The 24,478-nt window shown below is 70.5% G+C and carries 24 protein-coding genes; 20 read left to right on the forward strand and 4 right to left on the reverse strand.

Annotated elements, in window-relative coordinates:
- Positions 1 to 7: 7 nt before the first annotated feature.
- Positions 8 to 1,000 (reverse strand): asparaginase, encoded by a 993-nt coding sequence (locus tag ASG04_RS11025; protein ID WP_056124116.1) that lies wholly within the window; start codon positions 998 to 1,000, stop codon positions 8 to 10.
- Positions 1,001 to 1,095: 95 nt separating this feature from the next.
- Here ASG04_RS11025 and ASG04_RS11030 point away from each other — a divergent pair, with 95 nt between their 5' ends.
- The 12 genes from ASG04_RS11030 to rbfA all read left to right on the forward strand — a co-directional run bounded on the left by ASG04_RS11030 (position 1,096) and on the right by rbfA (position 15,281).
- The gene (locus tag ASG04_RS11030) at positions 1,096 to 1,617 is read left to right on the forward strand and encodes an OsmC family protein (protein WP_056124119.1); all 522 of its coding nucleotides are present in this window, start codon (positions 1,096 to 1,098) and stop codon (positions 1,615 to 1,617) included.
- 6 nt (positions 1,618 to 1,623) lie between these two features.
- Entirely contained in the window at positions 1,624 to 2,592 is a 969-nt protein-coding gene (locus ASG04_RS11035; RefSeq protein ID WP_056124122.1) for an FKBP-type peptidyl-prolyl cis-trans isomerase, read from the forward strand.
- 2 nt (positions 2,593 to 2,594) lie between these two features.
- Positions 2,595 to 3,683, forward strand: a complete 1,089-nt coding sequence (dxr, locus tag ASG04_RS11040) for a 1-deoxy-D-xylulose-5-phosphate reductoisomerase (protein ID WP_056124124.1) — start codon at positions 2,595 to 2,597, stop codon at positions 3,681 to 3,683.
- 136 nt (positions 3,684 to 3,819) lie between these two features.
- Positions 3,820 to 5,148, forward strand: coding sequence for a M50 family metallopeptidase (locus ASG04_RS11045; RefSeq protein WP_235515523.1), 1,329 nt, complete (start codon positions 3,820 to 3,822; stop codon positions 5,146 to 5,148).
- 15 nt (positions 5,149 to 5,163) lie between these two features.
- Positions 5,164 to 6,609 (forward strand): purine-cytosine permease family protein, encoded by a 1,446-nt coding sequence (locus ASG04_RS11050; protein ID WP_056124127.1) that lies wholly within the window; start codon positions 5,164 to 5,166, stop codon positions 6,607 to 6,609.
- A complete protein-coding gene (locus ASG04_RS11055) occupies positions 6,606 to 7,172 on the forward strand; it encodes a cysteine hydrolase family protein (RefSeq protein WP_082518050.1) in 567 nt (188 codons plus the stop codon). The genes ASG04_RS11050 and ASG04_RS11055 overlap by 4 nt, the downstream gene beginning before the upstream one ends.
- 63 nt (positions 7,173 to 7,235) lie before the next feature.
- Positions 7,236 to 8,366 carry a flavodoxin-dependent (E)-4-hydroxy-3-methylbut-2-enyl-diphosphate synthase gene (ispG, locus tag ASG04_RS11060; RefSeq protein WP_056124130.1) on the forward strand — a complete coding sequence of 377 codons (1,131 nt, stop codon included), beginning with the start codon at positions 7,236 to 7,238 and terminating at the stop codon, positions 8,364 to 8,366.
- 83 nt (positions 8,367 to 8,449) lie between these two features.
- Complete coding sequence (locus ASG04_RS11065; protein ID WP_056124133.1) at positions 8,450 to 10,201, forward strand: proline--tRNA ligase; 1,752 nt, start codon at positions 8,450 to 8,452, stop codon at positions 10,199 to 10,201.
- Between the two features lie 169 nt (positions 10,202 to 10,370).
- Positions 10,371 to 11,369: a transcription termination factor NusA gene (gene nusA, locus ASG04_RS11070; protein ID WP_056124137.1), complete on the forward strand. Its 999-nt coding sequence runs from the start codon at positions 10,371 to 10,373 to the stop codon at positions 11,367 to 11,369.
- A 149-nt stretch (positions 11,370 to 11,518) separates the two neighbouring features.
- Positions 11,519 to 11,857, forward strand: a complete 339-nt coding sequence (locus tag ASG04_RS11075; protein WP_082518052.1) for a YlxR family protein — start codon at positions 11,519 to 11,521, stop codon at positions 11,855 to 11,857.
- A 74-nt stretch (positions 11,858 to 11,931) separates the two neighbouring features.
- Positions 11,932 to 14,757 carry a translation initiation factor IF-2 gene (gene infB, locus ASG04_RS11080; RefSeq protein ID WP_056124140.1) on the forward strand — a complete coding sequence of 942 codons (2,826 nt, stop codon included), beginning with the start codon at positions 11,932 to 11,934 and terminating at the stop codon, positions 14,755 to 14,757.
- Between the two features lie 83 nt (positions 14,758 to 14,840).
- Complete coding sequence (rbfA, locus tag ASG04_RS11085; RefSeq protein ID WP_056124144.1) at positions 14,841 to 15,281, forward strand: 30S ribosome-binding factor RbfA; 441 nt, start codon at positions 14,841 to 14,843, stop codon at positions 15,279 to 15,281.
- Here rbfA and ASG04_RS11090 read toward each other — a convergent pair.
- Positions 15,278 to 16,159, reverse strand: a complete 882-nt coding sequence (locus ASG04_RS11090) for an A/G-specific adenine glycosylase (RefSeq protein WP_056125695.1) — start codon at positions 16,157 to 16,159, stop codon at positions 15,278 to 15,280. The genes rbfA and ASG04_RS11090 overlap by 4 nt on opposite strands.
- A 145-nt stretch (positions 16,160 to 16,304) precedes the next feature.
- Here ASG04_RS11090 and ASG04_RS11095 point away from each other — a divergent pair, with 145 nt between their 5' ends.
- The 5 genes from ASG04_RS11095 to ASG04_RS11115 are packed head-to-tail and all read left to right on the forward strand — an operon-like array spanning position 16,305 to position 19,544.
- Positions 16,305 to 16,751 (forward strand): hypothetical protein, encoded by a 447-nt coding sequence (locus ASG04_RS11095; RefSeq protein WP_056124146.1) that lies wholly within the window; start codon positions 16,305 to 16,307, stop codon positions 16,749 to 16,751.
- A 22-nt stretch (positions 16,752 to 16,773) separates the two neighbouring features.
- Positions 16,774 to 17,712: a tRNA pseudouridine(55) synthase TruB gene (gene truB, locus ASG04_RS11100; protein ID WP_056124149.1), complete on the forward strand. Its 939-nt coding sequence runs from the start codon at positions 16,774 to 16,776 to the stop codon at positions 17,710 to 17,712.
- The gene (locus ASG04_RS11105) at positions 17,709 to 18,074 is read left to right on the forward strand and encodes a hypothetical protein (protein ID WP_056124152.1); all 366 of its coding nucleotides are present in this window, start codon (positions 17,709 to 17,711) and stop codon (positions 18,072 to 18,074) included. The genes truB and ASG04_RS11105 overlap by 4 nt, the downstream gene beginning before the upstream one ends.
- A 47-nt stretch (positions 18,075 to 18,121) precedes the next feature.
- The gene (locus ASG04_RS11110; RefSeq protein ID WP_056124155.1) at positions 18,122 to 18,568 is read left to right on the forward strand and encodes a hypothetical protein; all 447 of its coding nucleotides are present in this window, start codon (positions 18,122 to 18,124) and stop codon (positions 18,566 to 18,568) included.
- Positions 18,569 to 18,581: 13 nt separating this feature from the next.
- Positions 18,582 to 19,544 (forward strand): bifunctional riboflavin kinase/FAD synthetase, encoded by a 963-nt coding sequence (locus ASG04_RS11115; RefSeq protein ID WP_056124158.1) that lies wholly within the window; start codon positions 18,582 to 18,584, stop codon positions 19,542 to 19,544.
- Positions 19,545 to 19,619: 75 nt separating this feature from the next.
- On the opposite strand, the gene ASG04_RS11120 is transcribed toward ASG04_RS11115, so the two are convergent.
- Complete coding sequence (locus ASG04_RS11120; RefSeq protein ID WP_200938492.1) at positions 19,620 to 20,852, reverse strand: DUF349 domain-containing protein; 1,233 nt, start codon at positions 20,850 to 20,852, stop codon at positions 19,620 to 19,622.
- 111 nt (positions 20,853 to 20,963) lie between these two features.
- Positions 20,964 to 21,788, reverse strand: a complete 825-nt coding sequence (locus ASG04_RS11125) for a peptidylprolyl isomerase (protein ID WP_056124161.1) — start codon at positions 21,786 to 21,788, stop codon at positions 20,964 to 20,966.
- Positions 21,789 to 21,903: 115 nt separating this feature from the next.
- Here ASG04_RS11125 and ASG04_RS11130 point away from each other — a divergent pair, with 115 nt between their 5' ends.
- From ASG04_RS11130 to ASG04_RS11140, 3 genes are all read left to right on the forward strand, one after another.
- The gene (locus ASG04_RS11130) at positions 21,904 to 23,256 is read left to right on the forward strand and encodes a replication-associated recombination protein A (protein ID WP_082518054.1); all 1,353 of its coding nucleotides are present in this window, start codon (positions 21,904 to 21,906) and stop codon (positions 23,254 to 23,256) included.
- Between the two features lie 247 nt (positions 23,257 to 23,503).
- Positions 23,504 to 24,133, forward strand: a complete 630-nt coding sequence (rpsD, locus tag ASG04_RS11135; RefSeq protein WP_056124163.1) for a 30S ribosomal protein S4 — start codon at positions 23,504 to 23,506, stop codon at positions 24,131 to 24,133.
- Positions 24,134 to 24,265: 132 nt separating this feature from the next.
- Positions 24,266 to 24,448, forward strand: a complete 183-nt coding sequence (locus ASG04_RS11140) for a hypothetical protein (RefSeq protein WP_056124165.1) — start codon at positions 24,266 to 24,268, stop codon at positions 24,446 to 24,448.
- Positions 24,449 to 24,478 lie beyond the last annotated feature (30 nt).

Genomic DNA, 24,478 nt, shown 5'->3' on the forward strand with positions numbered 1-24,478 from the left:
CAGCACCTCAGCGCAGGCCGGCCCCCACGCGCACGGCACCCACCGGCACGCCGCCACCGAGCACCTTCTCGCCCACGGTCGCCATCACGTCGGCCACGCCCTCCGCCGACACCACGCCGTTCCGTTCCAGCAGGGTCAGGGCCGCCAGCGTGCCAGCCCGCAGCGCCCCGTCCAGGACCTTGACGACGACCGCGGCGCCACCCGGACGCGCCATGACCATGACGCCCTCGGCACCCAGCTTCGCGACCAGACCCAGGCGTTCGATCGTCACGGTGTTCGCCCGGCCGACACCGTCGATCGCCCACGGGTGCGCGAGCACCGCGTCGGTCAGGGCCGCGGTGTCGGCGTCGCCGCGCTGCACGACGCCGGCGATGCCCCGTGCCATGCCCGCGAACGTCAACGGGAAGACCGGCGCGCCACACCCGTCGATGCCGACGACGTCGACGGTCTCGCCCGCCGCGTCCTCGACGGTGGCACGGACGGCCTGCTGCATCGGGTGCTCGATGTCCAGGTAGCTCGACTCGTCCCAGCCGTTGACCCGGCACGCGGCGAGCATGCCCGCGTGCTTGCCGGAGCAGTTCATCGTCAGGCGTCGGGGCTCGGTCATCGTACGAGCGGTCGCGCGGTCGTAGGGCATGTCGGGCGGGCATCGCAGGTCGGCTTCGACGTGGTCGTAGGCGTGCAGCATGTGCTGGACGACCGCCTGGTGCGCGGGGGTGCCTGCGTGGCTCGCCGTCGTCAGCACCAGTTCCTCGGCGGAGAACACGGCCCCGCTGCGACGGATCGCCAGGGCCTGGAACGGCTTCATGGTCGAGCGCGGGTAGATGCTCGCGGTGACGTCGCCGACCGAGTCGATCATCGCGCCCGTGGCGTCGACCACGATCCCGGCGCCGACGTGCCGGCTCTCGTCGAACCCCGAACGCTCCAGGACCGCCAGTTCGACGGACCCGGACGCGGTGAGAGGATGGCGGTCGGTGCGGACATCGGTGCTCTCCGTCATGGAGCGATCGTACCGACGTGACCGCGCTGCCATGACGACCGTGACCGCGCTGCCATGACGACCGTGACCGCGGTGCCACGACGACGAGGAGCCCCATGCACGACCACACGTACCAGGTGTCCGTCAGCTGGACCGGCGACCGGGGGACCGGCACGAGCGGGTACCGCGACTACGGCCGCGACCACGTCGTCTCCGCCGCCGGCAAACACGACCTGGCCGGTTCGGCCGACCCGACCTTCCGCGGCGATCGCGACCGGTGGAACCCGGAGGAGCTCCTGACGGCGGCACTCGCCCAGTGCCACATGCTGAGCTACCTGCACGTCGCCGTCACCCAGGGGTTCACGGTGCTCGCCTACGAGGACACGGCCACGGCCGCGCTCAACACGAACCGCGACGGCTCGGGCGAGATCACCTCGGCCACGCTGCACCCCGTCGTCACGATCGCCGAAGCGGACCGCGTCGCCGACGCCGACGCGGCGCACACCGCCGCGAACGCGCTGTGCTTCATCGCCCGCTCGGTGGCGTTCCCCGTGCACCACGACCCCGTCACCCTGGTGCGGGGTTCGGACTCCGACGCGGCACTCGGAGCGGACTCTTCGACACGTGCGGCAGACTGACTCCCCGTGAAGCGTCTCCGCCTGCTCCCGATCGCCCTCGTCCCCGCCGTCGTCCTGGGCCTCGCCGCCTGTTCCGGGTCAGGGTCGAGCGACGCGTCCTCGTCCCCGTCCGCCTCGGCCAGTGCGTCGACCGCAGCGATCACCAGCTGCCCGAAGCCCGGCAAGTCCTCCGCGGCGATCGACGTCACGGGTGACTTCGGTGGGACCACCGCGCCGACCGTGACGTTCGACAAGGGCCTCAAGGCCTCCCCGCCGCAGGCGACGACGGTCACGAAGGGCACCGGCACCGACCTGAAGAAGGGCGACTTCGCCCAGGTGGCCTACAGCGTCTACCAGGCCTCGACCGCCAAGAAGCTCGGCACGGTCGGGTTCGACCAGGGCAACGCCCAGGTCCTCTCCGTCGGCGGCAGCGGCTTCGGCGCGCTCCTGTCCTGCGCTCACGTGGGTGACCGCATCGCGGCCATCGGCGCCTCGGCCGCGCTCGGGTTCAACACCGGCGGCGACATCGTCGTGGTCGCGGACGTCGTCGCGCAGACCCCCACCAAGTCCACCGGCACCCCGCAGACCCAGGACCCGAAGCTGCCGACGGTCAAGGACAAGGCCAGCGGCGAGCCCGAGATCACCATCCCCGACGTCGACGCGCCCAGCACGACGACGCCCGAGGTCATCAAGCAGGGCGACGGCGCGACCATCGCCGAGGGCGACACCGCGCTCGTGCAGTACAAGGGCGTCGTCTACAAGACCGGCAAGGAGTTCGACTCCTCGTGGTCGAAGGGCGCACCGACGACCTTCACCATCGCCGAGGGCTCGCTCATCAAGGGCTTCGTCACCGGGCTGGTCGGCCAGAAGATCGGCTCGCAGGTGATGATCGTCGTCACCCCGGAGGACGGCTACGGCGCCACCCCGCCCGAGGGCTCGAACATCCCCAAGAACGCGACGCTCGTCTTCGTCGTCGACATCCTCGCGAAGGGCTGACCGTGCCCGTCGAGCGTCGTCGCGTCGTCCTCCTCGGCAGCACCGGGTCGATCGGCACCCAGGCGCTCGACGTCATCCGGCGCAACCCCGAGCGCTTCGAGGTCGTCGGCCTGACGGCGGGCAGCAACGCCGCGATGCTCGCCGACCAGGCCGCCGCCTTCGGCGTCCGTGACACCGCCCTCGGCGCGACCGACGCCGAGCGCCTGGTCCGCAGCGTCCAGGCCGACGTCGTCCTGAACGGCATCACGGGGTCGGTCGGCCTCGGCCCGACCCTCGCGACGCTCGAGACCGGTGCCACGCTTGCCCTCGCGAACAAGGAGAGCCTCATCGTCGGCGGTCCGCTCGTGCGCGCGGCGGCCGCGCCCGGCCAGATCGTCCCGGTCGACAGCGAGCACTCCGCGATCGCCCAGGCACTGCGCTCCGGCACCGACGCCGAGGTCCGCCGCCTGGTCCTCACCGCGAGCGGCGGACCGTTCCGCGGGCGGTCTCGCGAGGAACTCCGCGACGTCACCCCGGCGCAGGCACTTGCGCACCCGACGTGGGACATGGGCCTCGTGGTCACCACGAACTCGGCCACCCTCGTCAACAAGGGCCTCGAGGTGATCGAGGCCCACCTGTTGTTCGACGTCCCCTACGACCGCATCGAGGTGACGGTCCACGCGCAGTCGATCGTGCACTCCATGGTGGAGTTCACCGACGGCTCGACGATCGCCCAGGCCTCGCCGCCCGACATGCGACTGCCGATCGCGCTCGGGATGGCCTGGCCGCACCGGGTGCCCGAGGTCGGTGTGCCGCTCGACTGGACGACCGCCAGCACTTGGACCTTCGAACCGCTCGACACCGATGCGTTCGGCGCCGTCGCGCTGGCGAAGCGGGTCGGCGAGCTCGGCGGCACCCATCCGGCGGTGTTCAACGCCGCCAACGAGCAAGCCGTGGCCGCCTTCCACGCCGGCGCGATCGGGTTCCTCGACATCGTCGACACGGTCGAGCGCGTCGTCGACGCGCACGTCGCGGGGGAGTCCTCGCTCGACGGCGTCCTCGCCGCCGAGCGCTGGGCACGCGACGCGGCAGACCGCGTGCTCGCGCGCTGAGACCGCCGGCTGACCACACACCCGACGCGCGTGGTGCGGCGGACGTGCACCGGGCCTCCAGTCCGGACGGGAGGCCCGACCCACCACCCAGCGCACGCTCGGCTGGTTGATGGCCAGCGTCCCGTACGCTGCTCCGGTGACCGTCGGAACCGTGCTCCTGTTCGTCCTCGGCGTGGTCGTGTTCATCATCGGCCTGCTCGTCTCGATCGGGCTCCACGAGCTCGGTCACCTCGCCTTCGCGAAGCTGTTCCGTGTCAAGGTGACGCAGTACTCGCTCGGGTTCGGGAAGACGATCTGGTCGTTCCGACGGGGGGAGACCGAGTACGGGATCCGTCCGGTCCTGCTCGGCGGCTACATCTCGATGGTCGGCATGCTGAAGCCCCGCGCGTCCGGCCGTGCCATCACCAACACGGGCATGTACAGCGCCTTCGTCCAGGACGCCCGGCAGGCCAGCGCGGAGCAGATCGCCGAGTCGGGTGGGGACGACTCCCGCGCGTTCTACCGACTCACGCCGTGGAAGCGCATCATCGTGATGGTCGCCGGGCCGGCCATGAACCTGGTGATCGGCATCGTCCTGTTCGGTGTGCTGCTCGTGGGCTTCGGGTCCCCGACGACGACCTTCACGTCGAGCGTGGACTGCGTGCTGCCCACGACGCAGTCGACGGAGTGCTCCCCGGGCGACGCCGTCTCGCCCGCCAAGGAAGCCGGCATCCGGTCCGGTGACGTCGTCGTCGCGGTGGACGGCACCGAGAACCCGACCATCACGCAGGTCTCGAACGCGTTCCAGCGGTCGGCTGGCGAGCGGGTCACGGTCGTCGTCGAGCGTGACGGCGAGCGGAAGACCCTGCAGGTCACACCGGCGCTGGCGACCCGCGACGTGTACGACGCGTCCGGCAAGATCGTCGAACGGGCCGACGGCACCGCCAAGACCCAGCAGGTCGGCGTCGTCGGCGTGTCGATCGGGCAGACCCTGGTGCGGCAGTCGCCGGCGGCGGTGCTGCCCGCGACCGGCGCGCAGATCGGTGCGTCCGCGCACCTGATCATCGACCTGCCGCAGCGCCTGGTCGCCGTATGGAACGCGGCGTTCGGCTCACAGGCCCGGTCGGCGGACAGCCCCGTCTCGGTCGTCGGCGTCGGCAGGGCGATCGGCACGGTGTCGTCGATGAGCGGCGTGCCCGTGGTCGACAAGATCTACACGATCCTCGGGCTGCTCGCGTCGCTCAACATCGGGCTGTTCGTGCTCAACATGGTGCCGCTCCTTCCCCTCGACGGCGGACACATCGCCGGTGCGCTCTGGGAGACGGTCAAGCGACGGGCGTTCAAGCTCGTCGGCAAGGCCGACCCGGGTCCGATCGACCTGGCGAAGACCATGCCGCTCACGATGGTGGTGGTCGTGCTGCTCGCGGGCATGAGCGCCCTGCTGATCTACGCCGACATCGTCCGTCCGGTCAACCTGTTCGGGTAGCACTACGCTCGGCGCATGAGCACAGCGCCCGAGGTCCGGACGGTCGAGCGGCAGGGCATCGACGTCATCGCCGAGTCCGAACGCAAGGGACGCCCACGCGGGTTGTTCTGGCCGTGGTTCGCCGCCAACATATCGGTGCTCGGACTGAGCTACGGATCGTTCGTCCTGGGGTTCGGCATCTCGGCGGCACAGGCGACCATCGTGTCCGTCGTCGGTGTCGCGTTCTCGTTCCTGCTGTGCGGGATCGTCGCGATCGCCGGCAAGCGCGGGTCCGCGCCGACGATGGTCCTCAGCCGGGCGGCGTTCGGCGTCCGCGGCAACCGGCTGCCGTCGTTCCTCAGCTGGGTCCTCACCGTCGGGTGGGAGACCGCCCTCGCCGCACTGGCCGTGTTGGCGACCTCGACCGTGTTCCGTGAGCTCGGCTGGGACGACGGTGTCCTGACCAAGGTGGTCGCCCTCATCGTCGTCGCGGCCCTGGTGATCGGAGCCGGCATCGCCGGGTTCGACGTGATCATGCGGCTGCAGACCGTGATCACCGTGGTCACCGCTGTCCTGACCGTGGTCTACATCGTGCTGGCGGCACCGTCGATCGACCTCGGCGCGATCGCGGCGTTGCCCTCGGGCAGCGCGCAGCAGGTGATCGGAGCGCTCGTCCTCGTGATGACCGGCTTCGGCCTGGGCTGGGTGAACGCGGCGGCGGACTACTCGCGCTACCTGCCCCGGTCGGCGTCGACCGGCGGCGTCGTCTGGTGGACGACGTTCGGCGGCGCGCTCGCCCCGGCGATCCTCGTCGTGACGGGGGTCCTGCTCGCTGGTTCGTCGAAGCAGCTCAACGCGGACATCGGCGCGGACCCGATCGGGGCCCTGACGACCCTGCTGCCCGTCTGGTTCCTCATCCCGTTCGCGATCGTGGCGATCCTCGGACTGGTCGGCGGCGCCGTCCTCGACATCTACTCGTCCGGGCTCGCGCTCCTGAGCGCCGGTGTCCGCATCCCCCGTCCCGTCGCGGCCGGGGTCGATGGCGTGTTCATGATCGCCGGAGCCGTGTACGTCGTGTTCTTCGCGTCCGACTTCATCTCCCCGTTCCAGGCGTTCCTGGTGACGCTCGGTGTCCCGGTCGCCGCGTGGTGCGGGGTGTTCGTCGCCGACGTGGTGCTGCGTCGGACGGCGTACGCCGAAGGCGAGCTGCACGACCGGCACGGGCGGTACGGCGACGTCCGCTGGGGCGCGATCGGGCTCGTCGTGCTCGGGACGGTGCTCGGGTGGGGGCTCGTCACCAACACGTACGGCGTCCCGTCCTGGCTGAACTGGCAGGGGTACCTCCTCGAGCCCTTCGGCCTGGGTGGCAGGACCGGCGCCTGGGCCTACGCCAACCTCGGGGTCCTGGTCGCGCTCGTCGTCGGGTTCGTCGGGACGCTCGCCTCGCGCGGGTCGATCCGGCGCCAGGAGGCACGGGCATGACGGTCGCCGGCGCCGCGTCCGCCGTGGCCGACGTCGACTTCACCGACGCGTGGCTCGTCGTCATCGACATGCAGCGGGTCTTCACCGGCGACAGCCCGTGGTCGACGCCCGGGTACGACCGTGCGTCCGCGGCGATCGAGCGGATCCTGCCCCGGTTCGCCGGACGGACCGTCCGCACGCGGTTCGTGGCACCGGAGCAGCCGACGGGGGCCTGGGTCGACTACTACCGTGACTGGCCGTTCGCTCTCGTGGCCGCGGACGACCCGCTGTACGACCTGACCGAGCCGTTCGCGGCGGTCGACGGTCCCGTCGTCACCGCGACGACCTTCGGCAAGTGGGGCACGGACCTCCCGGCCCTGGTGGGCGACCACCCGCACCTGGTGCTGGTCGGCGTCTCGACCGACTGCTGCGTGCTGTCGACCGCCCTGGCGGCAGCGGACGCCGGCGTCCGCGTGACGGTCGTGGCGGATGCGTGCGCCGGTGCGAGCGACGCCGACCACGAGGGCGCCCTGGCCGCGATGCGGTTGTACGGCCCGCTGGTCACGGTCGTCGACACCCTGTGAGGCGGCTCGGTCGTGTCGGACCGAGCGCGTAGAGTGCTGATCGTGCCCGCTGTGAATCTCGGTATGCCCAAGGCCCCGGAAACCCTCGCCCCTCGTCGCAAGTCCCGGCAGATCCGGGTCGGCAAGGTGCTGGTCGGCGGCGACGCACCCGTGTCGGTGCAGTCGATGACCACGACGCAGACCACCAACATCAACGCGACGCTGCAGCAGATCGCCGAGCTCACCGCCTCCGGCTGCGACATCGTGCGCGTGGCCGTGCCGACGCAGGACGACGCCGACGCGCTGCCGATCATCGCCAAGAAGTCGCAGATCCCGGTCATCGCCGACATCCACTTCCAGCCCAAGTACGTCTTCCAGGCGATCGACGCCGGGTGCGCCGCGGTCCGCGTGAACCCGGGCAACATCCGCAAGTTCGACGACCAGGTCGGCGCGATCGCCGCGGCGGCCAAGGCCGCGAACGTCAGTCTGCGCATCGGGGTCAACGCCGGGTCGCTCGAGCCGAGCCTGCTGCAGAAGTACGGCAAGGCCACCCCCGAAGCCCTGGTCGAGTCGGCCGTCTGGGAAGCCTCCCTGTTCGAGGAGCACGACTTCCACGACTTCAAGATCTCGGTCAAGCACAACGACCCGGTCATCATGGTCAAGGCGTACCGCCAGCTCGCCGAGCGCGGCGACTGGCCCCTGCACCTCGGTGTGACCGAAGCGGGTCCGGAGTTCCAGGGCACCATCAAGAGCGCCACGGCGTTCGGCATCCTGCTCGGCGAGGGCATCGGCGACACCATCCGTGTCTCGCTCTCCGCACCCCCGGTACAAGAGGTCAAGGTCGGTCTGCAGATCCTGCAGTCGCTGAACCTGCGGGAGCGCAAGCTCGAGATCGTGTCCTGCCCCAGCTGCGGCCGCGCACAGGTCGACGTCTACCAGCTCGCCAACGACGTCACCTCGGGGCTCGAGGGCATGACCGTGCCCCTCCGCGTCGCGGTGATGGGCTGTGTCGTGAACGGTCCGGGTGAAGCCCGCGAAGCCGACCTCGGCGTCGCATCCGGCAACGGCAAGGGCCAGATCTTCGTCAAGGGCGAGGTCATCAAGACCGTCCCCGAGAGCGAGATCGTCAAGACCCTCATCGACGAGGCCAACCGTCTGGCCGACGAGATGGGCCCCGCGGCCGGCACGGGCAAACCGCTCGTCGTCACGTCCTGACCCGACCCGGGGGACCACGACCGGTTCTCCACAGCGACCTGGCCCCGTCGCAGTGCGGGTTCGGCCGCCGCTAGGCTTGGCCCGTGGTCACACGGCTCTCACATCTGTTCCTCCGCACGCTCCGCGACGACCCCTCCGACGCCGAGGTGACGAGCGCCAAGCTGCTCGTCCGCGCCGGGTACGTCCGTCGCCAGGCCCCGGGCATCTTCGCCTGGCTGCCGCTCGGTCTGCGCGTGCGTGCCCGCATCGAGGGCATCATCCGCGACGAGATGCAGGCGGCGGGTGCGCAGGAGGTCCTGCTGCCGGCCCTGGTCCCGCGTGAACCGTACGAGGCGACGAACCGCTGGACCGAGTACGGCGACGGCATCTTCCGGCTCAAGGACCGCAAGGACGCCGACTACCTGCTCGCGCCCACGCACGAAGAGCTGTTCGCGCTGCTGGTCAAGGACCTGTACTCGTCGTACAAGGACCTCCCCGTCACGCTGTTCCAGATCCAGGACAAGTACCGCGACGAAGCCCGTCCGCGCGCGGGGCTGCTGCGCGGTCGCGAGTTCACGATGAAGGACGCCTACTCGTTCGACGTGACGGACGCCGGGCTCGACGCGAGCTACCAGACCATGCGCGACGCGTACGAGCGGATCTTCTCCCGTCTGGGGCTCGAGTACGCGATCGTCAAGGCCGACGCCGGCGCGATGGGCGGCTCGAAGTCCGAGGAGTTCCTGCACCCGATCGCCGTCGGCGAGGACACCTTCGTCCGCAGCGCCGGCGGGTACGCCGCCAACGTCGAGGCCTACGTCACGCCGGTCCCCGACGCGCTGCCGATCGACGGCCAGCCCGAGCCGGTGCTGCTGCCCGCTGCCGACACGCCGACCATCAGCACCCTCGTCGACCACGCGAACCAGGTCGTCCCCCGAGACGGCTCCCCGTGGACGGCGGCCGACACGCTCAAGAACGTCGTGCTCGCGCTGACGCAGCTCGACGGGTCGCGCGAGCTCGTCGTCGTCGGGCTGCCCGGGGACCGCGACGTCGACCTCAAGCGTGCCGAGGTGGCCTTCGCCCCGGCCGAGGTCGAAGCCGCGGGCGACGACGACTTCCGCAAGCACCGGGTCCTGGTCAAGGGCTACATCGGCCCGCAGGTGCTCGGTGCCGACAGCACGACGGGCATCCGCTACGTCGTCGACCCGCGCGTGGTCGACGGCACGAGCTGGCTCACCGGCGCGAACGAGCGCGGGGTGCACGTGGCCGGCCTGGTCGCCGGTCGCGACTTCGTCCCCGACGGCGTCGCCGAGGTCTCCGACGTCCGCGCCGGCGACCCGGCACCCGACGGCTCCGGCCCGCTCGAGACCGCGCGCGGCATGGAAATCGGTCACGTCTTCCAGCTCGGTCGCAAGTACGCCGAGGCGCTCGGGCTCAAGGTGCAGGACGAGAACGGCAAGCTCGTCACGGTCACGATGGGCTCCTACGGCATCGGTGTGACCCGGATCCTGGCGATCCTGGCCGAGGCGCACAACGACGACAAGGGCCTGGCGTGGCCCAAGCACGTCGCTCCGTTCGACGTGCACGTCGTGGCGACGGGCAAGGACGCGACGGCGTACGACCTCGCCACGAGCATCGTCGAGCAGCTCGATGGGGACCGCTACGAGGTCCTGTACGACGACCGCCCCAAGGTCTCACCGGGGGTCAAGCTCCGCGACGCCGAACTGCTCGGCATGCCGGTCGTGGTCGTCGCCGGGCGCGGTGCGGCCGACGGGGTCGTCGAGGTCTGGGACCGCGCGAGCGGCGACCGCACCGAGGTCCCGGTCACGCAGCTGCTCGAGGCCGTCCGCGCGATCTAGCGGGTCGCGTCCCCGAGGCCGAACAGGAGGCCCGGTGCCAGCTGGCACCGGGCCTCTCGTGCATCCTGGGGGCGGCGGGGCCGCGGGGCGCAGTGCGGTAGTCTGAACGCCGACTTCTGCGCGGTTCCAGTGCGTCGGAGCGACTCAGCTGAATACGAAAGGCCACGCGGTGAAGATCGATCTCGCAGTCCTGCGACTCATGGAGCGTGAACGGGAGATCCCGTTCGAAGAACTCGTCCAGATCATCGAGTCGGCCATCCTCACGGCCTACCACAAGCACACCGACGAGAACGGCGAGCCGGCCGATGCCCAGTCGCGCGTCGAGCTCGACCGGAAGACCGGTGAGGTCAGCGTCTTCGTGCCGGAGCGCGACGACGAGGGCACGGTCATCGGCGAGGCTGTCGACCAGCCGAGCGACTTCGGCCGCATCGCGGCGTTCGCGGCGAAGCAGGTCATCAACCAGCGCCTGCGCGACATCGGCGACGACAAGATCCTCGGGCAGTTCCGCGGCAAGGAAGGCGACATCGTCGCCGGTGTGGTCCAGCAGGGCCCGAACCCGAAGATGGTCATGGTGGACCTCGGGACGGTCGAGGCGATCCTCCCTCCGGAAGAGCAGGTCCCCGGCGAGACCTACGCGCACGGCTCGCGCATCCGCGTCTTCGTGACGAGCGTCGGCCGTGGCAACAAGGGCCCGCAGATCACCGTCTCCCGCACGCACCCGGGGCTGGTCCGCAAGCTCTTCGCGCTCGAGGTCCCGGAGATCGCGTCCGGTGTCGTCGAGATCACCTCGCTCGCCCGCGAGGCCGGTCACCGGACCAAGCTCGCCGTCAAGGCGAACGAGCCGGGCGTGAACGCCAAGGGCGCCTGCATCGGTGAGCTCGGTGCCCGCGTGCGTGCCGTGACGACCGAACTCGGGGCCGAGAAGATCGACATCGTGGACTGGTCGCCGGACCTGGCGACGTTCGTGGCCAGCGCACTGTCGCCGGCCAAGGTGACCAGCGCCTTCGTGCTCGACGCCTCGACGAAGGCGGTCCGGGCACTGGTGCCGGACTACCAGCTGTCGCTCGCGATCGGCAAGGAAGGGCAGAATGCCCGCCTCGCCGCCAAGCTCACGGGCGCCCGGATCGACATCCAGCCGGATTCCATCCTGGACGACGACGAGTCCTGATCGACATCCAGGCAGGTCGTCGGGGCTCGATCCTGGACGACGACGAGTCTTGATCGACATCGTCCGGATGCGCACCGCTGACGGCGTTTCGCCCGTGGCGTTGCGGATCCGGGCGTGCCGGATCGCGGTCATCCAAGGCAGGGAGTAGAGTGGTCGCCGTCAGAACGTGCATCGGCAGTCGTCGTCGCGCGCCCCGATCCTCCCTCCTCCGAGTCGTCGCCCAGGGCGACGGCCGTGTGGTGGCGGATCCGAAGGCAGTCATGCCGGGCCGGGGAGCGTGGCTCACACCGACCGTCGAAGCCTACGAGCTGGCCGTCAAGCGCCGGGCTTTCCGCCGGGCGCTGCGGCTGGATCGTGAACCGGACACGTCTGCGGTGCTCGAGTACCTGCGGCGTCTGCCCGAGGCGGAACCCCGTCTCGCCGAGCAGATCGACGCGGAAGAGCACCAGGACACGACAGAACAGGCTGAACGGCTTATGGACAACTGATGAGCGGCTCGAAATGAGACCCATCATCCAGTGAGTCCTGCCCCTTGACGGGGTGGGACCCGTGAAGGAGAACAGTGGCGAAACCACGCGTACACGAGATCGCAAGCGAGCTCGGCGTCGACAGCAAGACCGCACTCGAGAAGCTCAAGGAGCTCGGCGAGTTCGTCAAGGGACCGAGCTCGAGTGTCGAGCCCCCCGTGGCACGGAAGCTCCGTGCCGCCCTGCAGGCGCAGGGTGCCTCGGCATCCGCCGCACCCGCAGCAGCCCCCGCACCCGCGGCGGCGAAGTCGTCCGCCCCGAAGCCGGGTGGTCCGAAGCCCGGCCCCAAGCGCCCGGCACCGGAGCCCGAGCCCGAGGTCGCTCCCCAGGCGACCGACTCGGACGTGGCCGTCACCCCGGCACCGAAGTCCGTCGCCCAGCGACAGGCCGAGGCCGAGGCGGCACGCAAGGCGAAGGAAGCCGAGAAGGCCGCCGAGTCGACGGGTGAGTCGTCCACCGACGACGCCCCGAAGAACGACGCCGTCAAGGCCGGCAGCGCCAAGCCGTCCGCAGCCGGCCCCAAGCCGGGTGGCCCGAAGCCGGGCGCCCGTCCCGGCAACAACCCCTACGCGTCGAACCAGGGCATGGGCTCGCGCCCGCCGCGCCCCGGCAACAACCCGTTCGCCTCGAACCAGGGCATGGGACAGCGTCCTGCAGCCGGTGCCGGTGGCGGCGGTGGCATCCCGCGTCCCCAGCCCCCGCGTCCGGGTGCACCCCGCCCGGGTGCTCCTCGTCCCGGTGGTCCCGGTCAGGGCAACCGTCCCAACGGCTTCGGGCAGCGCCCGGGCCAGGGTGGCGGCGGTCGTGGCGGCCCCGGTGGTCGTCCGGGTGCCGGTGCCGGTGGCGCCGGTGGTGGCTTCCCGCGTCCGGCCTTCAGCGGCCCGCGTCCCGCCGGTGGCGGTGGCCGTGGTCGTGGTCCCGGTGGTGGGACCGCCGGCGCGTTCGGTCGTGGTGGCGGCAAGAGCCGTGCCCGCAAGTCGAAGCGGACGAAGCGCGCCGAGTACGAGATGCGGCAGGCGCCGTCGCTCGGCGGTGTGCAGGTCCCGCGCGGCGACGGCAACACGGTCGTCCGCCTGCGTCGCGGTGCGAGCATCTCGGACTTCGCCGACAAGATCGACGCCAGCCCGGGCAACCTCGTGACGGTGCTGTTCCACCTCGGTGAGATGGCGACCGCGACCGAGTCGCTCGACGAGGCGACCTTCGAGGTCCTCGGCGAAGAGCTCGGGTACCGGATCCAGATCGTCTCGCCGGAGGACGAGGACCGCGAGCTCCTCGAGGGCTTCGACATCGACATCGACGCCGAGTACGCCGACGAGGACGACTCCGTCCTGCAGCAGCGTCCCCCGGTCGTCACCGTCATGGGCCACGTCGACCACGGAAAGACCCGACTGCTCGACGCCATCCGCAACTCCAAGGTGGTCGAGGGCGAAGCCGGCGGCATCACGCAGCACATCGGTGCGTACCAGATCGTCGCGGAGCACGAGGGCATCGAACGCCCGATCACCTTCATCGACACCCCTGGTCACGAGGCGTTCACCGCCATGCGTGCCCGTGGTGCGCAGGTGACGGACATCGCGATCCTGGTGGTCGCGGCGGACGACGGCATCATGCCCCAGACGATCGAGGCGCTGAACCACGCGCAGTCGGCCAACGTGCCGATCGTGGTCGCGGTGAACAAGATCGACAAGGAAGGCGCGAACCCGGCCAAGGTCCGCCAGCAGCTCACCGAGTACAACCTGGTGGCCGAGGAGTACGGCGGCGACGTCATGTTCGTCGACGTCTCCGCGCGGCAGAACATCGGCATCCAGGAACTGCTGGACGCCGTGCTGCTCACCGCTGACGCCGGACTCGACCTGCGTGCGAACCCCGACAAGGACGCCCGCGGTGTCGCGATCGAGGCACGCCTGGACAAGGGCCGCGGTGCAGTCGCCACGGTGCTCATCCAGTCCGGCACGCTGCACGTCGGCGACGCGATCGTCGCGGGGACGGCCTACGGCCGCGTCCGTGCGATGGCGGACGAGGACGGCAACGTCGTCACCGAAGCGACCCCGAGTCGTCCAGTGCAGGTCCAGGGTCTGTCCTCGGTGCCCCGCGCCGGTGACACCTTCCTGGTCACGGAGGAAGACCGTACGGCCCGTCAGATCGCCGAGAAGCGTGAAGCGGCCGAGCGCAACGCCCAGCTGGCCAAGGCCCGCAAGCGCATCTCGCTCGAGGACTTCACCCGTGCACTCGAAGAGGGCAAGGTCGACTCGCTCAACCTCATCATCAAGGGTGACGTCTCCGGTGCCGTCGAGGCACTCGAGCAGTCGCTCCTCGACATCGAGGTGGACGACAGCGTCCAGCTGCGCATCCTGCACCGCGGTGTGGGTGCGATCACCGAGTCGGACATCGACCTCGCCACGATCGACAACGCCATCGTCATCGGCTTCAACGTCCGTCCGGACGTCAAGGCCCGTGAGCGTGCGGCGCGTGAAGGCATCGACGTCCGGTTCTACTCGGTCATCTACAACGCACTCGAGGACATCGAGCAGTCCCTCAAGGGCATGCTCAAGCCCGAGTACGAAGAGGTGCAGTCCGGTGTCGCCGAGATCCGCGAGGTCTTCCGGTCCTCGAAGTTCGGCAACATCGCGGGTGTCATCGTCCGCTCCGGCACGATCACGCGCAACGCCAAGGCGCGCGTCATCCGTGACGGCGTGGTCCTGGCCGACGGACTGGCGATCGAGTCGCTCCGTCGCTTCAAGGACGACGTCACCGAGGTCCGCACGGACTACGAGGCCGGCATCGGTCTCGGCAAGTTCAACGACATCCAGCCCGGTGACGAGATCGAGACCACCGAGCTCGTCGAGAAGCCGCGCGACTGATCGTGTGAGTACCCTGAGCCCCGGCTTCCCTGTACGGGGAGGCCGGGGCTCTCCCCGTTCCACCACTGCCCCAGGAGGCACCCATGGCTGACCCGCAGCGCGCACGCAAGATGGCGGACCGCATCAAGGAAGTCGTCGCTCGTCGGATCGACAAGGGGCTGCGCGACCCGCGCCTCGGGTTCGTGACCATCACCGACGTCCGCGTCACCGGCGACCTGCAGCACGCGTCGGTCTTCTACACCGTCTACGGTTCCGACGAAGAACGCGCCGACTCCGCCGCGGCGCTCAAGGCCGCGACCGGCCTGCTCCGCACCGAGGTCGGCAAGAACATCACGGCGCGGCTCACCCCGTCGCTCGAGTTCATCGCCGACGCCCTGCCGGACACCTCGGCACACCTCGAGGACCTGCTGGCCCAGGCGAAGATGCGTGACGAGCAGGTCCGCAGTGCCGCAACCGGAGCGACCTACGCCGGCGACGCCGACCCGTACAAGCACGACGACGACGAGGCAGCGGACTCGGCCTAGTCGTCGCCGCCGGGCAGTTGGTAGCCGCTCGCGTCGTCACCGACGGCGAGACCGTCGCGGAGGAGCGACGCGAGCGCGCGGGCCAGCTGGTCGGCGTCCGGCCAGACCATCGCGACCTCAGCGGGGGTGACGGGGACGTCGCTCGCGCGGAGTTCTGCCATCACCAGGCCCCGGACCTGCCGGTCACTGCCGGCGAACTTCGCCTGCTTCGGCGCACGGGGACCGTCGTGCTCCGGGTAGCCGGCGGCTCGCCAAGCGCACCGGTCGGCGATGGGACACGCGTCGCACGCGGGGGAGCGGGCGACGCAGACCAGCGCGCCGAGCTCCATCACGGCGGCGTTGGTCGCGGCCGCCTCGTCACGGTCCTCCGGGAGGACCGAGGCCATCAGCGGCAGGTCCCGCTTCGCGTTCGCCGGGCCCGGCTCGCCCTCCCCGAGCAGCGCCCGGGCGAGCACCCGTCGCACGTTGACGTCGACGACCGGGTGCCGGTCGCCGTAGGCGAAGACGGCGACCGCCCGCGCGGTGTAGTCGCCGATGCCAGGCAGTGCGAGGAGTGCGTCGACGTCCCGCGGCACGACGTTGTCGTGCTGCTCGGCGATCACCGTGGCCGCCGCGTGCAGCGCGAGCGCCCGTCTCGGGTAGCCGAGCCGGTCCCATGCCCGGACCGCGTCGGACGGAGGCGAGTCCGCGAGGTCGCGAGGCGTCGGCCACCGGGTGAGCCACGCCTCCAGGCGGGGGACCACGCGCGCGACCTGCGTCTGCTGCAGCATGATCTCGCTGACCAGCGTGCCCCAGGCGGGGAACCCGGAGCGGCGCCAGGGCAGGTCCCGCGCCTCGGCGCGGAACCAGGCGACCAACGGTGTGGCGATGTCCGGCAGGTCCGGGTCCGCAGGGTCGTCCACAGACGGCCGGGGCCCACGCGCCCCGGTTCCGGCGCGATGCGGAGCTTGCGGAGCGTCGTGACGGCCGTGGGCGTGGGGAGAGGCTCCGCTCGCGTTCACCACGACAGCCTACGGTGGGTGCATGGCACGCTGGGCACCCGAAGAGACGGACACGATGGCCGCGATCGCGAGCGAGGTGATCGCACAGGTCGGCACGAACCGCACTGTCATCGGCATCGACGGTCAGGACGGCGTCGACCTCGAGCACGTCGCTGCCGCACTGGTCGCCGGGTTTGAGCAGCACGGGATCTCGGCGATGGCCGCGGCAGCGCCGTCCGCCGACGTCGACGAGCTCCGCAGCGACCTCGTCGCGCCGTTCCGCAGCACCGGCGCGGGTGACGGTGTCCTCGTCGTCCACGGGCACGGTGTCCTCGGCGTCGGTGCCCGCGGCCTGTGGCGCTGGTCGATGTGGGTCGAGCAGGAGTCCGGGCGCCTCGAACGACGAGCCGACGTCAAGATCGCCGCGTCGGCCGTGCTCGACGTCACCGACCCGGAGCACCCGCGACGCGAGTGGAACGACGCCTGCTGACCAGCGCTGGTATTCTCCTCGGGTGCTCGAAACCGCGCCCGACGGCATCCTCCTGGTCGACAAGCCGCAGGGGATCTCCAGCCACCGGGTGGTCTCGATCGCTCGACGGCGACTCGGTCTCAAGAAGATCGGTCACGCCGGCACGCTCGACCCGATGGCGACCGGGTTGCTGCTGCTGGGTGCTGGCCCGTCGACGCGCCTGCTGACGCACCTGGTTGGACTCGGCAAGACCTACACGGCGACGATCCGGCTCGGTGTCGCAACCGACTCGGACGACGCCGACGGCACCCCGGTCGCCGCTGTGGGGGTCGCACAGGCCGACGTGTCCGACGACGCGGTCGAGCGGGCCGTCGCCGCCCAGCGCGGACCGATCTCGCAGGTCCCCTCGACCGTCAGCGCGATCAAGGTCGACGGACGCCGCGCGTACGACCTGGCGCGCAAGGGCGAGGCGGTCACGCTCACCGCCCGGTCCGTCACCGTCTCGCAGTTCGACGTCACCGGTCGGAACGACCGCACGGTCACGGTGGACGGCGCCGACACGGCCGTCGTCGACCTGGACGTGGTCGTGTCCTGCTCGTCCGGCACCTACGTGCGGGCGCTCGCCCGTGACGTCGGTGCCGCGCTGGGGACCGGCGCACACCTGACCGCGCTCCGGCGCACGCTGGTCGGCCCGTTCTCGGTCGCGGACGCCATCGACCTCGAGGACGACGCCGTCGACGTCCGCGCCGCACTCCACCGTCCCGCCGACGTCGCCCGGCAGCTCTTCCCGGTCGTCGCGCTCGACGCCGTCGCCGCCAAGGACCTGGCCGACGGCAAGCGGATCAGCGCGGACCACCCGGACACCGACGGCCCGGTCGCCGCGGTCACCGCGCGGGACGACCGCCTGGTGGGCCTGGTGTCGGTCCGCCGTGGTCTGCTGCGCGTCATCACGAACTTCCCCACGAACGGAGCCACGGCGTGATCGAGTGGTTCATGTGGGTGCAGCTCGTGCTCGCCGTCGTCGTGGGGCTGTTCGCCGTCGTCGTCGGGTTCGTCGGCTGGAAGCCGAACGACTACACCGTCGGGTCCCTCGTCCTCGTCGAGCTGCTGCTCGTCGCGCAGCTCGTGATCGCACTCGTGGCACCGGCGGTCGGCAACCCGCCGAAGGGCAACGTGCTCGAGTTCTGGGTCTACGCGGTGTCGGTGCTGCTGGTCCCACCGGCGACCATCGTGTGGGCGCTCGTCGACCGCACCCGGTGGAGCACCGTGGTGCTCGGAGCCGGTGCATTCACGGTCGCGGTGATGGTCTACCGCATGTACCAGATCTGGTTCGCGCTGAACTGACCCGGTTGCGGTCGGTGGTGTCACCGGGCATCGGTAGAATCGGTGCAATGGCGACCAAGTCCTCCCTCGCGACCGGTGTCGGGCGCGTCCTCATCGCCGTCTACGGCATCCTCGCCCTCGCCGCCACCGGTCGCAGCGTGGTGCAGATCGCCGAGAAGTTCTCCTTTGCTCCGTTCTCCTACACGCTCAGTGCCGTTGCCGCGGTCGTCTACATCGTCGCGATGATCGCCCTGATCGTGCCCGGTCGGTTCTGGTACCGCGTGGCATGCGTGACCATCGTGTTCGAGATGACCGGTGTCCTGGTGATCGGCACGCTCTCGCTCTTCGACCGGCAGCTGTTCCCCGACCTGACGATCTGGTCCTACTACGGCCTGGGCTACGCCTTCGCGCCGCTCGTGCTGCCCATCGCCGGCCTCTGGTGGCTCCGCAAGCACCACCGCACCGCCGGAGCGCCCGTCACCCAGTCCGAGCCCGCCGCTGCGGCCGGCGAGTAGACGGGGGAGCAGCATGCAGTACTACGAGGACGTCGCGGACGTCGCACAGGGGTTCGGCCCGAGCGCGGTCACCATCGGCAAGTTCGACGGCGTGCACGTCGGGCACCGCGCCGTGATCGCGCACCTCGAACAGGCCGCCGCCCGACAGGGGCTCGTGTCGACCGTGGTCACGTTCGACCGGCACCCGCTCACCGTGATCGACCCTGACAAGGTCCCGCCGGCGCTGACCAGCATCGCGCAGCGCCGTGAACTGCTCGAGGCCGTCGGCGTCGACGCCACGCTCCTGCTGCGCTTCGACGAGGAACTGCAGTCCTGGTCGCCCGAGCAGTTCGTGTCCCGCATCCTCGTCGACACCCTGAACGCACGACTCGTCTTCGTCGGCAGCGACTTCCGGTTCGGCGCGAAGGGCATCGGCGACGTGGCGCTGTTGCGGGTGCTGGGTGCGCAGCACGGCTTCGCGGTCGAGCTCATCGACGACGTCGACCTCGTCGACGACGTCCGGCCGGACGGGGAACGCCGGGTGTCCTCCACGTGGATCCGCGAGCTGCTCGGCGACGGCCGGGTCGCCGAGGCGGCGCGTCTGCTCGGGCGTGAGCACGCCGTCCGCAGCACCGTGGTGCACGGCAACCAGCGGGGTCGCGCGATGGGCTACCCGACGGCGAACCTCGACCCGGCGTGCGAGGGCTTCGTCCCTGCCGACGGCGTGTACGCCGCGCGGGTGCTGCACCACGGCAGGACCTACCCGGCGGCCGTGTCGGTCGGCAACAACCCGACCTTCGAGGGCGTGCCGGCGAAGCAGATCGAGGCGCACCTGCTCGACGTCGACATCGACCTATACGACGACACCATCTCGGTGCTCTTCGTCTCGTACGTGCGCGGCATGGTCAAGTTCTCGTCGATGGACGAACTCGCTGCGCAGATGCGGCAGGACGACCTCGACATCCGTCTCCTGCTCGGGATGGCCACGGCGGTCTGAGGGCCGGCAGCCTGAACACGACCGTGCCCTCGTGACCGGACGGTCACGAGGGCACGGAATGAGATCGTTCGTCGATCAGCTGCCGAGGGCGTCCAACCAGATCTTGCGCGCGTCGAGGGCTTCCTGCGCGTCCTTGATCTTGCGGGAGTCACCGGAGGCCCGAGCGGACTCGAGTTCGGCTTCGAGCTTGCCGATCGCGTCTTCGAGCTGACTCGCCAGACCCGTGGTGCGGGCCTTGCGCTCCGGGTTCGACTCACGCCAGTGCGCGTCCTCGAGGCTGCGGACGTGGTCCTCGACCGCACGCAGACGGTCCTCGATGCGGCGGACGTCATTGCGCGGGACACGACCGACCTCGTCCCAGCGGCGCTGGATGTCGGTGAGCGTCCTGCGCGCGGCCACCCGGTCGCGCTGCTGCAGGAGCGGCTCGGCTTCGACGAGGAGGGCCTGCTTGGCCTCGAGGTTGACCGAGTACTCCTCGTCCTCGGCAGCGCTCTCGGCGTGCCGCTGCTCGAACAGCACGTCACCCGCGGCCTTGAAGCGCGCCCAGAGTGCGTCGTCGTGGCGCTTGCCGGCGCGTCCGGCCTGCTTCCAGTCGTCGAGGAGCTGCCGGTAGGTGGGGATGGCGTCGGAACCGCGGGGTGCGAGTGCCTCGGCCTGCTGGACCAGTTCCTGCTTGCGCGTCCGCGCGTCGCGGTGCTGGGCGTCGAGCTCCGAGTAGAACGCGCGACGGTGCTGGTCGACGGTCGACCGGGCGGACCGGAAGCGCTTCCAGAGTTCGTTGGCGTCGTTCTTGGGGATGCGCGGGCCGTCGTGCTGGTGCTGCTGCCAGCGCGCGAAGACGTCGTCGAGCTGCGCGGTGATCTGCTTCCACTGGGCGCGAGCAGGGTCGACCGCAGCCAGGGCTTCGGCTTCCTCGACCAAGCCCGTCCGGAACGCCAGCGCGTCGGTCAGGGCCTGCTTGGCCTGTTCTTCCTGCTCCTTGGTGAGTGAACCGAGCTGCTCGGACAGGACCGCGACACGGTCTTCGAGCGACTTGATGTCACCGACGACCCGGGCTTCACCGACCAGGGCCGTCAGGTGCTCGACCGTGCGGGCGACGTCGTTCGCCGAGGCGCCACGTTGCACACGCTGCTCGGCGATCTTCACCTGGCCCTCGAGGTCGGCGTACTTGCGCGCGAAGTAGGCGAGGGCCTCGTCGGCGGTGGCATCCGGGTACTCGCCCACGACACGTTCGGTGTCCTGGTACCGGACGTACACGGTGCCGTCATCGTCGACCCGCCCCCAGGTCGTTGCTTCGTCAGATCCCACAGGTCTCGCCTCGATCGTGGTCATGCATCACCGACGTCACCGTCGGCACGGTCAGGAAGCCACCCTATTGCAACTGCGGGCTGCGCGACCCGCCGGTGCGGAGACTGTGGACTACTGCTGGCGCTCGATCGTGGCGCCGGTGATGGTGGTCGCCACCTCCGGGGCACCCGTGCCGTCCTGGCCGGCGTCCGTGATGCCCTTCGAGGTGATCTCGCGCTGCAGGTCGTCCAGGCCGCTGGTGACCTTGCCGACGACCGTGTACCCGCCCGTGGAACCGTCGAGCGTCGTGTCGCCGTAGACGATGAAGAACTGCGTCGACTGCGAGTACGTCGAGGAGCTCCGCGCGACGGCGATCGTGCCCTTCGGGTACACGTCATCGCTCGGCGTGTTCTCGATCGGGCCGTACTCGAAGCCGGCGTCACCGGTGCCGTCGCCGTTCGCCGAACCGCACTGCAGGAACTTGAAGTCCGCGCTGTCGGCGAGCCGGTGGCACTTCGTGCCCTCGTAGAACTGCTTGCGGATCAGGTCGATCTCGACGCTGGCCGCCTGGGGAGCGGCCTTGCCGTCGAGCTCGATCCCGAGATCGACGTCCTTGTTGAGGGTGAGCGTGCCCGTCCAGGTGCTGTCCTTCGCGATGGACGCGCTCGGCACGTCGCCGGTGTTCGCGGGCGTGGCGCTCGAGGACGGCGTGGGGGAGGCGCTGGCACTCGCACTCGCACTGGCACTCGCGTCGGCGTCGTGCGACGGGCGGGAGCCGGCGAAGGCCAGCTGCGAGCCGGTCGCGAGGGCGGCGACCACGACGAGCGCACCGACACCGAACAGGTCGTCCCGCACCCGACGGCGCCGCTGCCGGTCGTGCAGTCCCTGCCGTGCTTCGTACAGTCGGAGCCGCTCGCGCGCCTCGCGGTCCTCGCGCGCCTGGTTCTTCGGTGCCACGGTGCTGGTCTGCCCTCTCGTCGCAGTGTGCCTGCGAGCGTATCGGACCGCGCCGATGGATCCGGTGTCGGTCTCCGCGCCTACGATTGACGCCATGGCATCGGATCGATCGGGCATGACGGCGCCCACGACCGGCGGGCGTACCGGACTGTCGCAGGGGTCCGTGCCGCTGGCGGTCCGGATGCGACCGACGAGTCTCGCCGAGGTCGCCGGACAGCAGCACCTGCTCGGTCGCGGCTCGCCGCTCGTGCAGCTCGCGACGGGCACCCGTGAGAACCCCGGGGGCGTGTCCGTGATCCTCTGGGGACCGCCGGGCACCGGCAAGACGACCCTGGCCCAGGCCATCGCCCGGCAGTCGGGCCGTGAGTTCGTCGAGCTCTCCGCCGTGACGGCCGGCGTCAAGGACGTGCGCGAGGTCATGGAGAAGGCCCTCACGCACCGCGACCTGTACGGGGCCACCACGGTGCTGTTCCTCGACGAGATCCACCGGTTCAGCAAGGCCCAGCAGGACGCCCTGCTCCCCGGTGTCGAGAACGGCTGGGTGATCCTCATCGCAGCGACCACCGAGAACCCGTCGTTCTCGGTGATCTCGCCGCTGCTGTCGCGGTCCCTCCTGCTGACGCTCAAGCCCCTGACCGATGCCGACCTCGGCATGCTCGTCGACCGCGCGGTCGAGGACCCGCGCGGTCTCGGTGGCTCCGTGGTCCTGGGTGACGAAGCCCGCGCGGCCATCGTGCGCCTCGCCTCGGGAGACGCCCGCCGCGCGCTGACCGCGCTCGAAGCCGCGGCCGCCTCCGCCGGGGCGGCGCAGGAGGACGACGACGACGGCGTGCCGGTCGTCGACGCCGACACCGTGGCCGCTGCCGTGGATCGCGCGCTGCTGCGTTACGACCGACAGGGCGACGAGCACTACGACGTCATCAGTGCGTTCATCAAGTCCGTCCGGGGCAGCGACGTCGATGCCGCGCTGCACTACCTGGCCCGGATGATCGAGGCGGGCGAGGACCCCCGCTTCATCGCGCGACGCATCATCATCTCGGCGTCCGAGGACATCGGGATGGCGGATCCCCAGGCCCTGCCCATCGCGGTCGCCGCGGCCCAGGCCGTCCAGCTGATCGGCATGCCCGAGGGGCGCATCCCGCTCGCCGAGGCGGTCGTCTACCTGGCGACCGCGCCGAAGTCGAACGCGGCGTACAACGGCGTCAACCAGGCCATGGCCGACGTCAAGGCCGGTCGCATGGGCGTGGTGCCGAACCACCTGCGCGACGCCCACTACGCCGGAGCCAAGCGCCTCGGCCACGGCAAGGGCTACGTGTACTCGCACGACGCCGAACACGGCGTCGCCGAGCAGCAGTACCTGCCCGACGCGCTCGAGGGTACCGAGTACTACACGCCGACCACGAACGGCTTCGAGCGAGAGGTCGGCCCGCGGCTCGACCGCCTGCGGAGGATCACCCGCGGCGAGTGAGCGCGGTGCTTGGGGGCCCGGCGGAACCCTGCTATCGTTGACGGGCCTACGTCCTGGTTCCCGCGTGCGGCTGCGTCGGGAACAGAGTCCCGTGACCACCTCGCGTGGTCCGGTACGGGGACAGAGGTTCGGACTGTAGCCGTCCGATCCCACAGGCTCATCCCTCTGGATCCCTTCACGGGGTTCGTCGGCACGTGCGCGTGCCGAGACCCGTGTTCAGTTCAGCAAGTACAGAGAAAAGGACCCTGTGTCTACCAAGTCACGTACCCGCAGCAAGACCCGCCTCTCGCGCGCGCTCGGCATCCCGCTGACGCCGAAGGCGGCCCGGTACCTCGAGAAGCGCCCCTACGGGCCCGGTGAGCACGGCCGCACGCGCCGTCGCGCGGACAGCGACTACGCCGTCCGTCTCCGTGAGAAGCAGCGTCTGCGCGCCCAGTACGGCATCCGCGAGAAGCAGCTCCGCATCGTCTTCGAAGAGGCCCGCAAGACGAACGGCCTGACCGGTGAGAACCTGGTCGAGCTGCTCGAGCAGCGCCTCGATGCCCTCGTGCTCCGTGCCGGCTTCGCCCGCACGACCTCGCAGGCCCGTCAGCTGATCGTGCACCGTCACATCCTCGTCGACGGCAAGCTCGTCGACCGTCCCTCCTTCCGCGTCAAGGAGGGCCAGCTGATCCACGTCAAGCAGCGCTCCGAGTCGCTCGAGCCCTTCCAGGTCGCCGCTGCCGGTGGCCACCAGGAAGTCCTCCCGAAGGTCCCGGGCTACCTCGAGGTCGAGATCGACAAGCTCCAGGCACGCCTCGCGCGTCGCCCGAAGCGCGCCGAGGTCCCCGTGACCTGCGAAGTGCAGCTCGTCGTCGAGTACTACGCAGCTCGCTGACCAGCCCCGGCTGATCCACAGCACACCCCGAACGGCGGGTCGTCCACAGCGGACGGCCCGCCGTTCGGCGTTGCCGGGGTGACGGCTAAGCTGGTCGGACGCGCGCCTCGGCGTGCGTTGGAGGGAGGCACCGTGAAGCAGCTGTTCTTCGTCGCCGTCGGCGTCGTCATCGGGTTCCTCGTCGCCCACCGGGTCGGCAGGACCTCGGCCGGTGCGACGTTCCTCGCCGAGGTCGACGCCCGCACGAAGGCGTTCCGGGGTGCCGTGGCAGACGGGTACCGCTCCCGCGAAGCCGAGCTCCGCACCGACGTCTGACAAGCCCTCCCGTTCCGCCCTCTCGTCACC

It is taken from the genome of Curtobacterium sp. Leaf183 (assembly GCF_001424385.1).
Taxonomy (GTDB): Bacteria; Actinomycetota; Actinomycetes; order Actinomycetales; family Microbacteriaceae; genus Curtobacterium.

Excerpts from the sequence above, each read along its gene's own strand:
- ASG04_RS11025 (WP_056124116.1), bottom strand. The coding sequence starts at position 1,000 with ATGACGGAGAGCACCGATGTCCGCACCGACCGCCATCCTCTCACCGCG.
- ASG04_RS11030 (WP_056124119.1), top strand. The coding sequence starts at position 1,096 with ATGCACGACCACACGTACCAGGTGTCCGTCAGCTGGACCGGCGACCGG.
- ASG04_RS11050 (WP_056124127.1), top strand. The coding sequence starts at position 5,164 with ATGAGCACAGCGCCCGAGGTCCGGACGGTCGAGCGGCAGGGCATCGAC.
- ASG04_RS11055 (WP_082518050.1), top strand. The coding sequence starts at position 6,606 with ATGACGGTCGCCGGCGCCGCGTCCGCCGTGGCCGACGTCGACTTCACC.
- ispG (WP_056124130.1), top strand. The coding sequence starts at position 7,236 with ATGCCCAAGGCCCCGGAAACCCTCGCCCCTCGTCGCAAGTCCCGGCAG.
- rbfA (WP_056124144.1), top strand. The coding sequence starts at position 14,841 with ATGGCTGACCCGCAGCGCGCACGCAAGATGGCGGACCGCATCAAGGAA.
- ASG04_RS11095 (WP_056124146.1), top strand. The coding sequence starts at position 16,305 with ATGGCACGCTGGGCACCCGAAGAGACGGACACGATGGCCGCGATCGCG.
- ASG04_RS11110 (WP_056124155.1), top strand. The coding sequence starts at position 18,122 with ATGGCGACCAAGTCCTCCCTCGCGACCGGTGTCGGGCGCGTCCTCATC.
- ASG04_RS11115 (WP_056124158.1), top strand. The coding sequence starts at position 18,582 with ATGCAGTACTACGAGGACGTCGCGGACGTCGCACAGGGGTTCGGCCCG.
- ASG04_RS11130 (WP_082518054.1), top strand. The coding sequence starts at position 21,904 with ATGACGGCGCCCACGACCGGCGGGCGTACCGGACTGTCGCAGGGGTCC.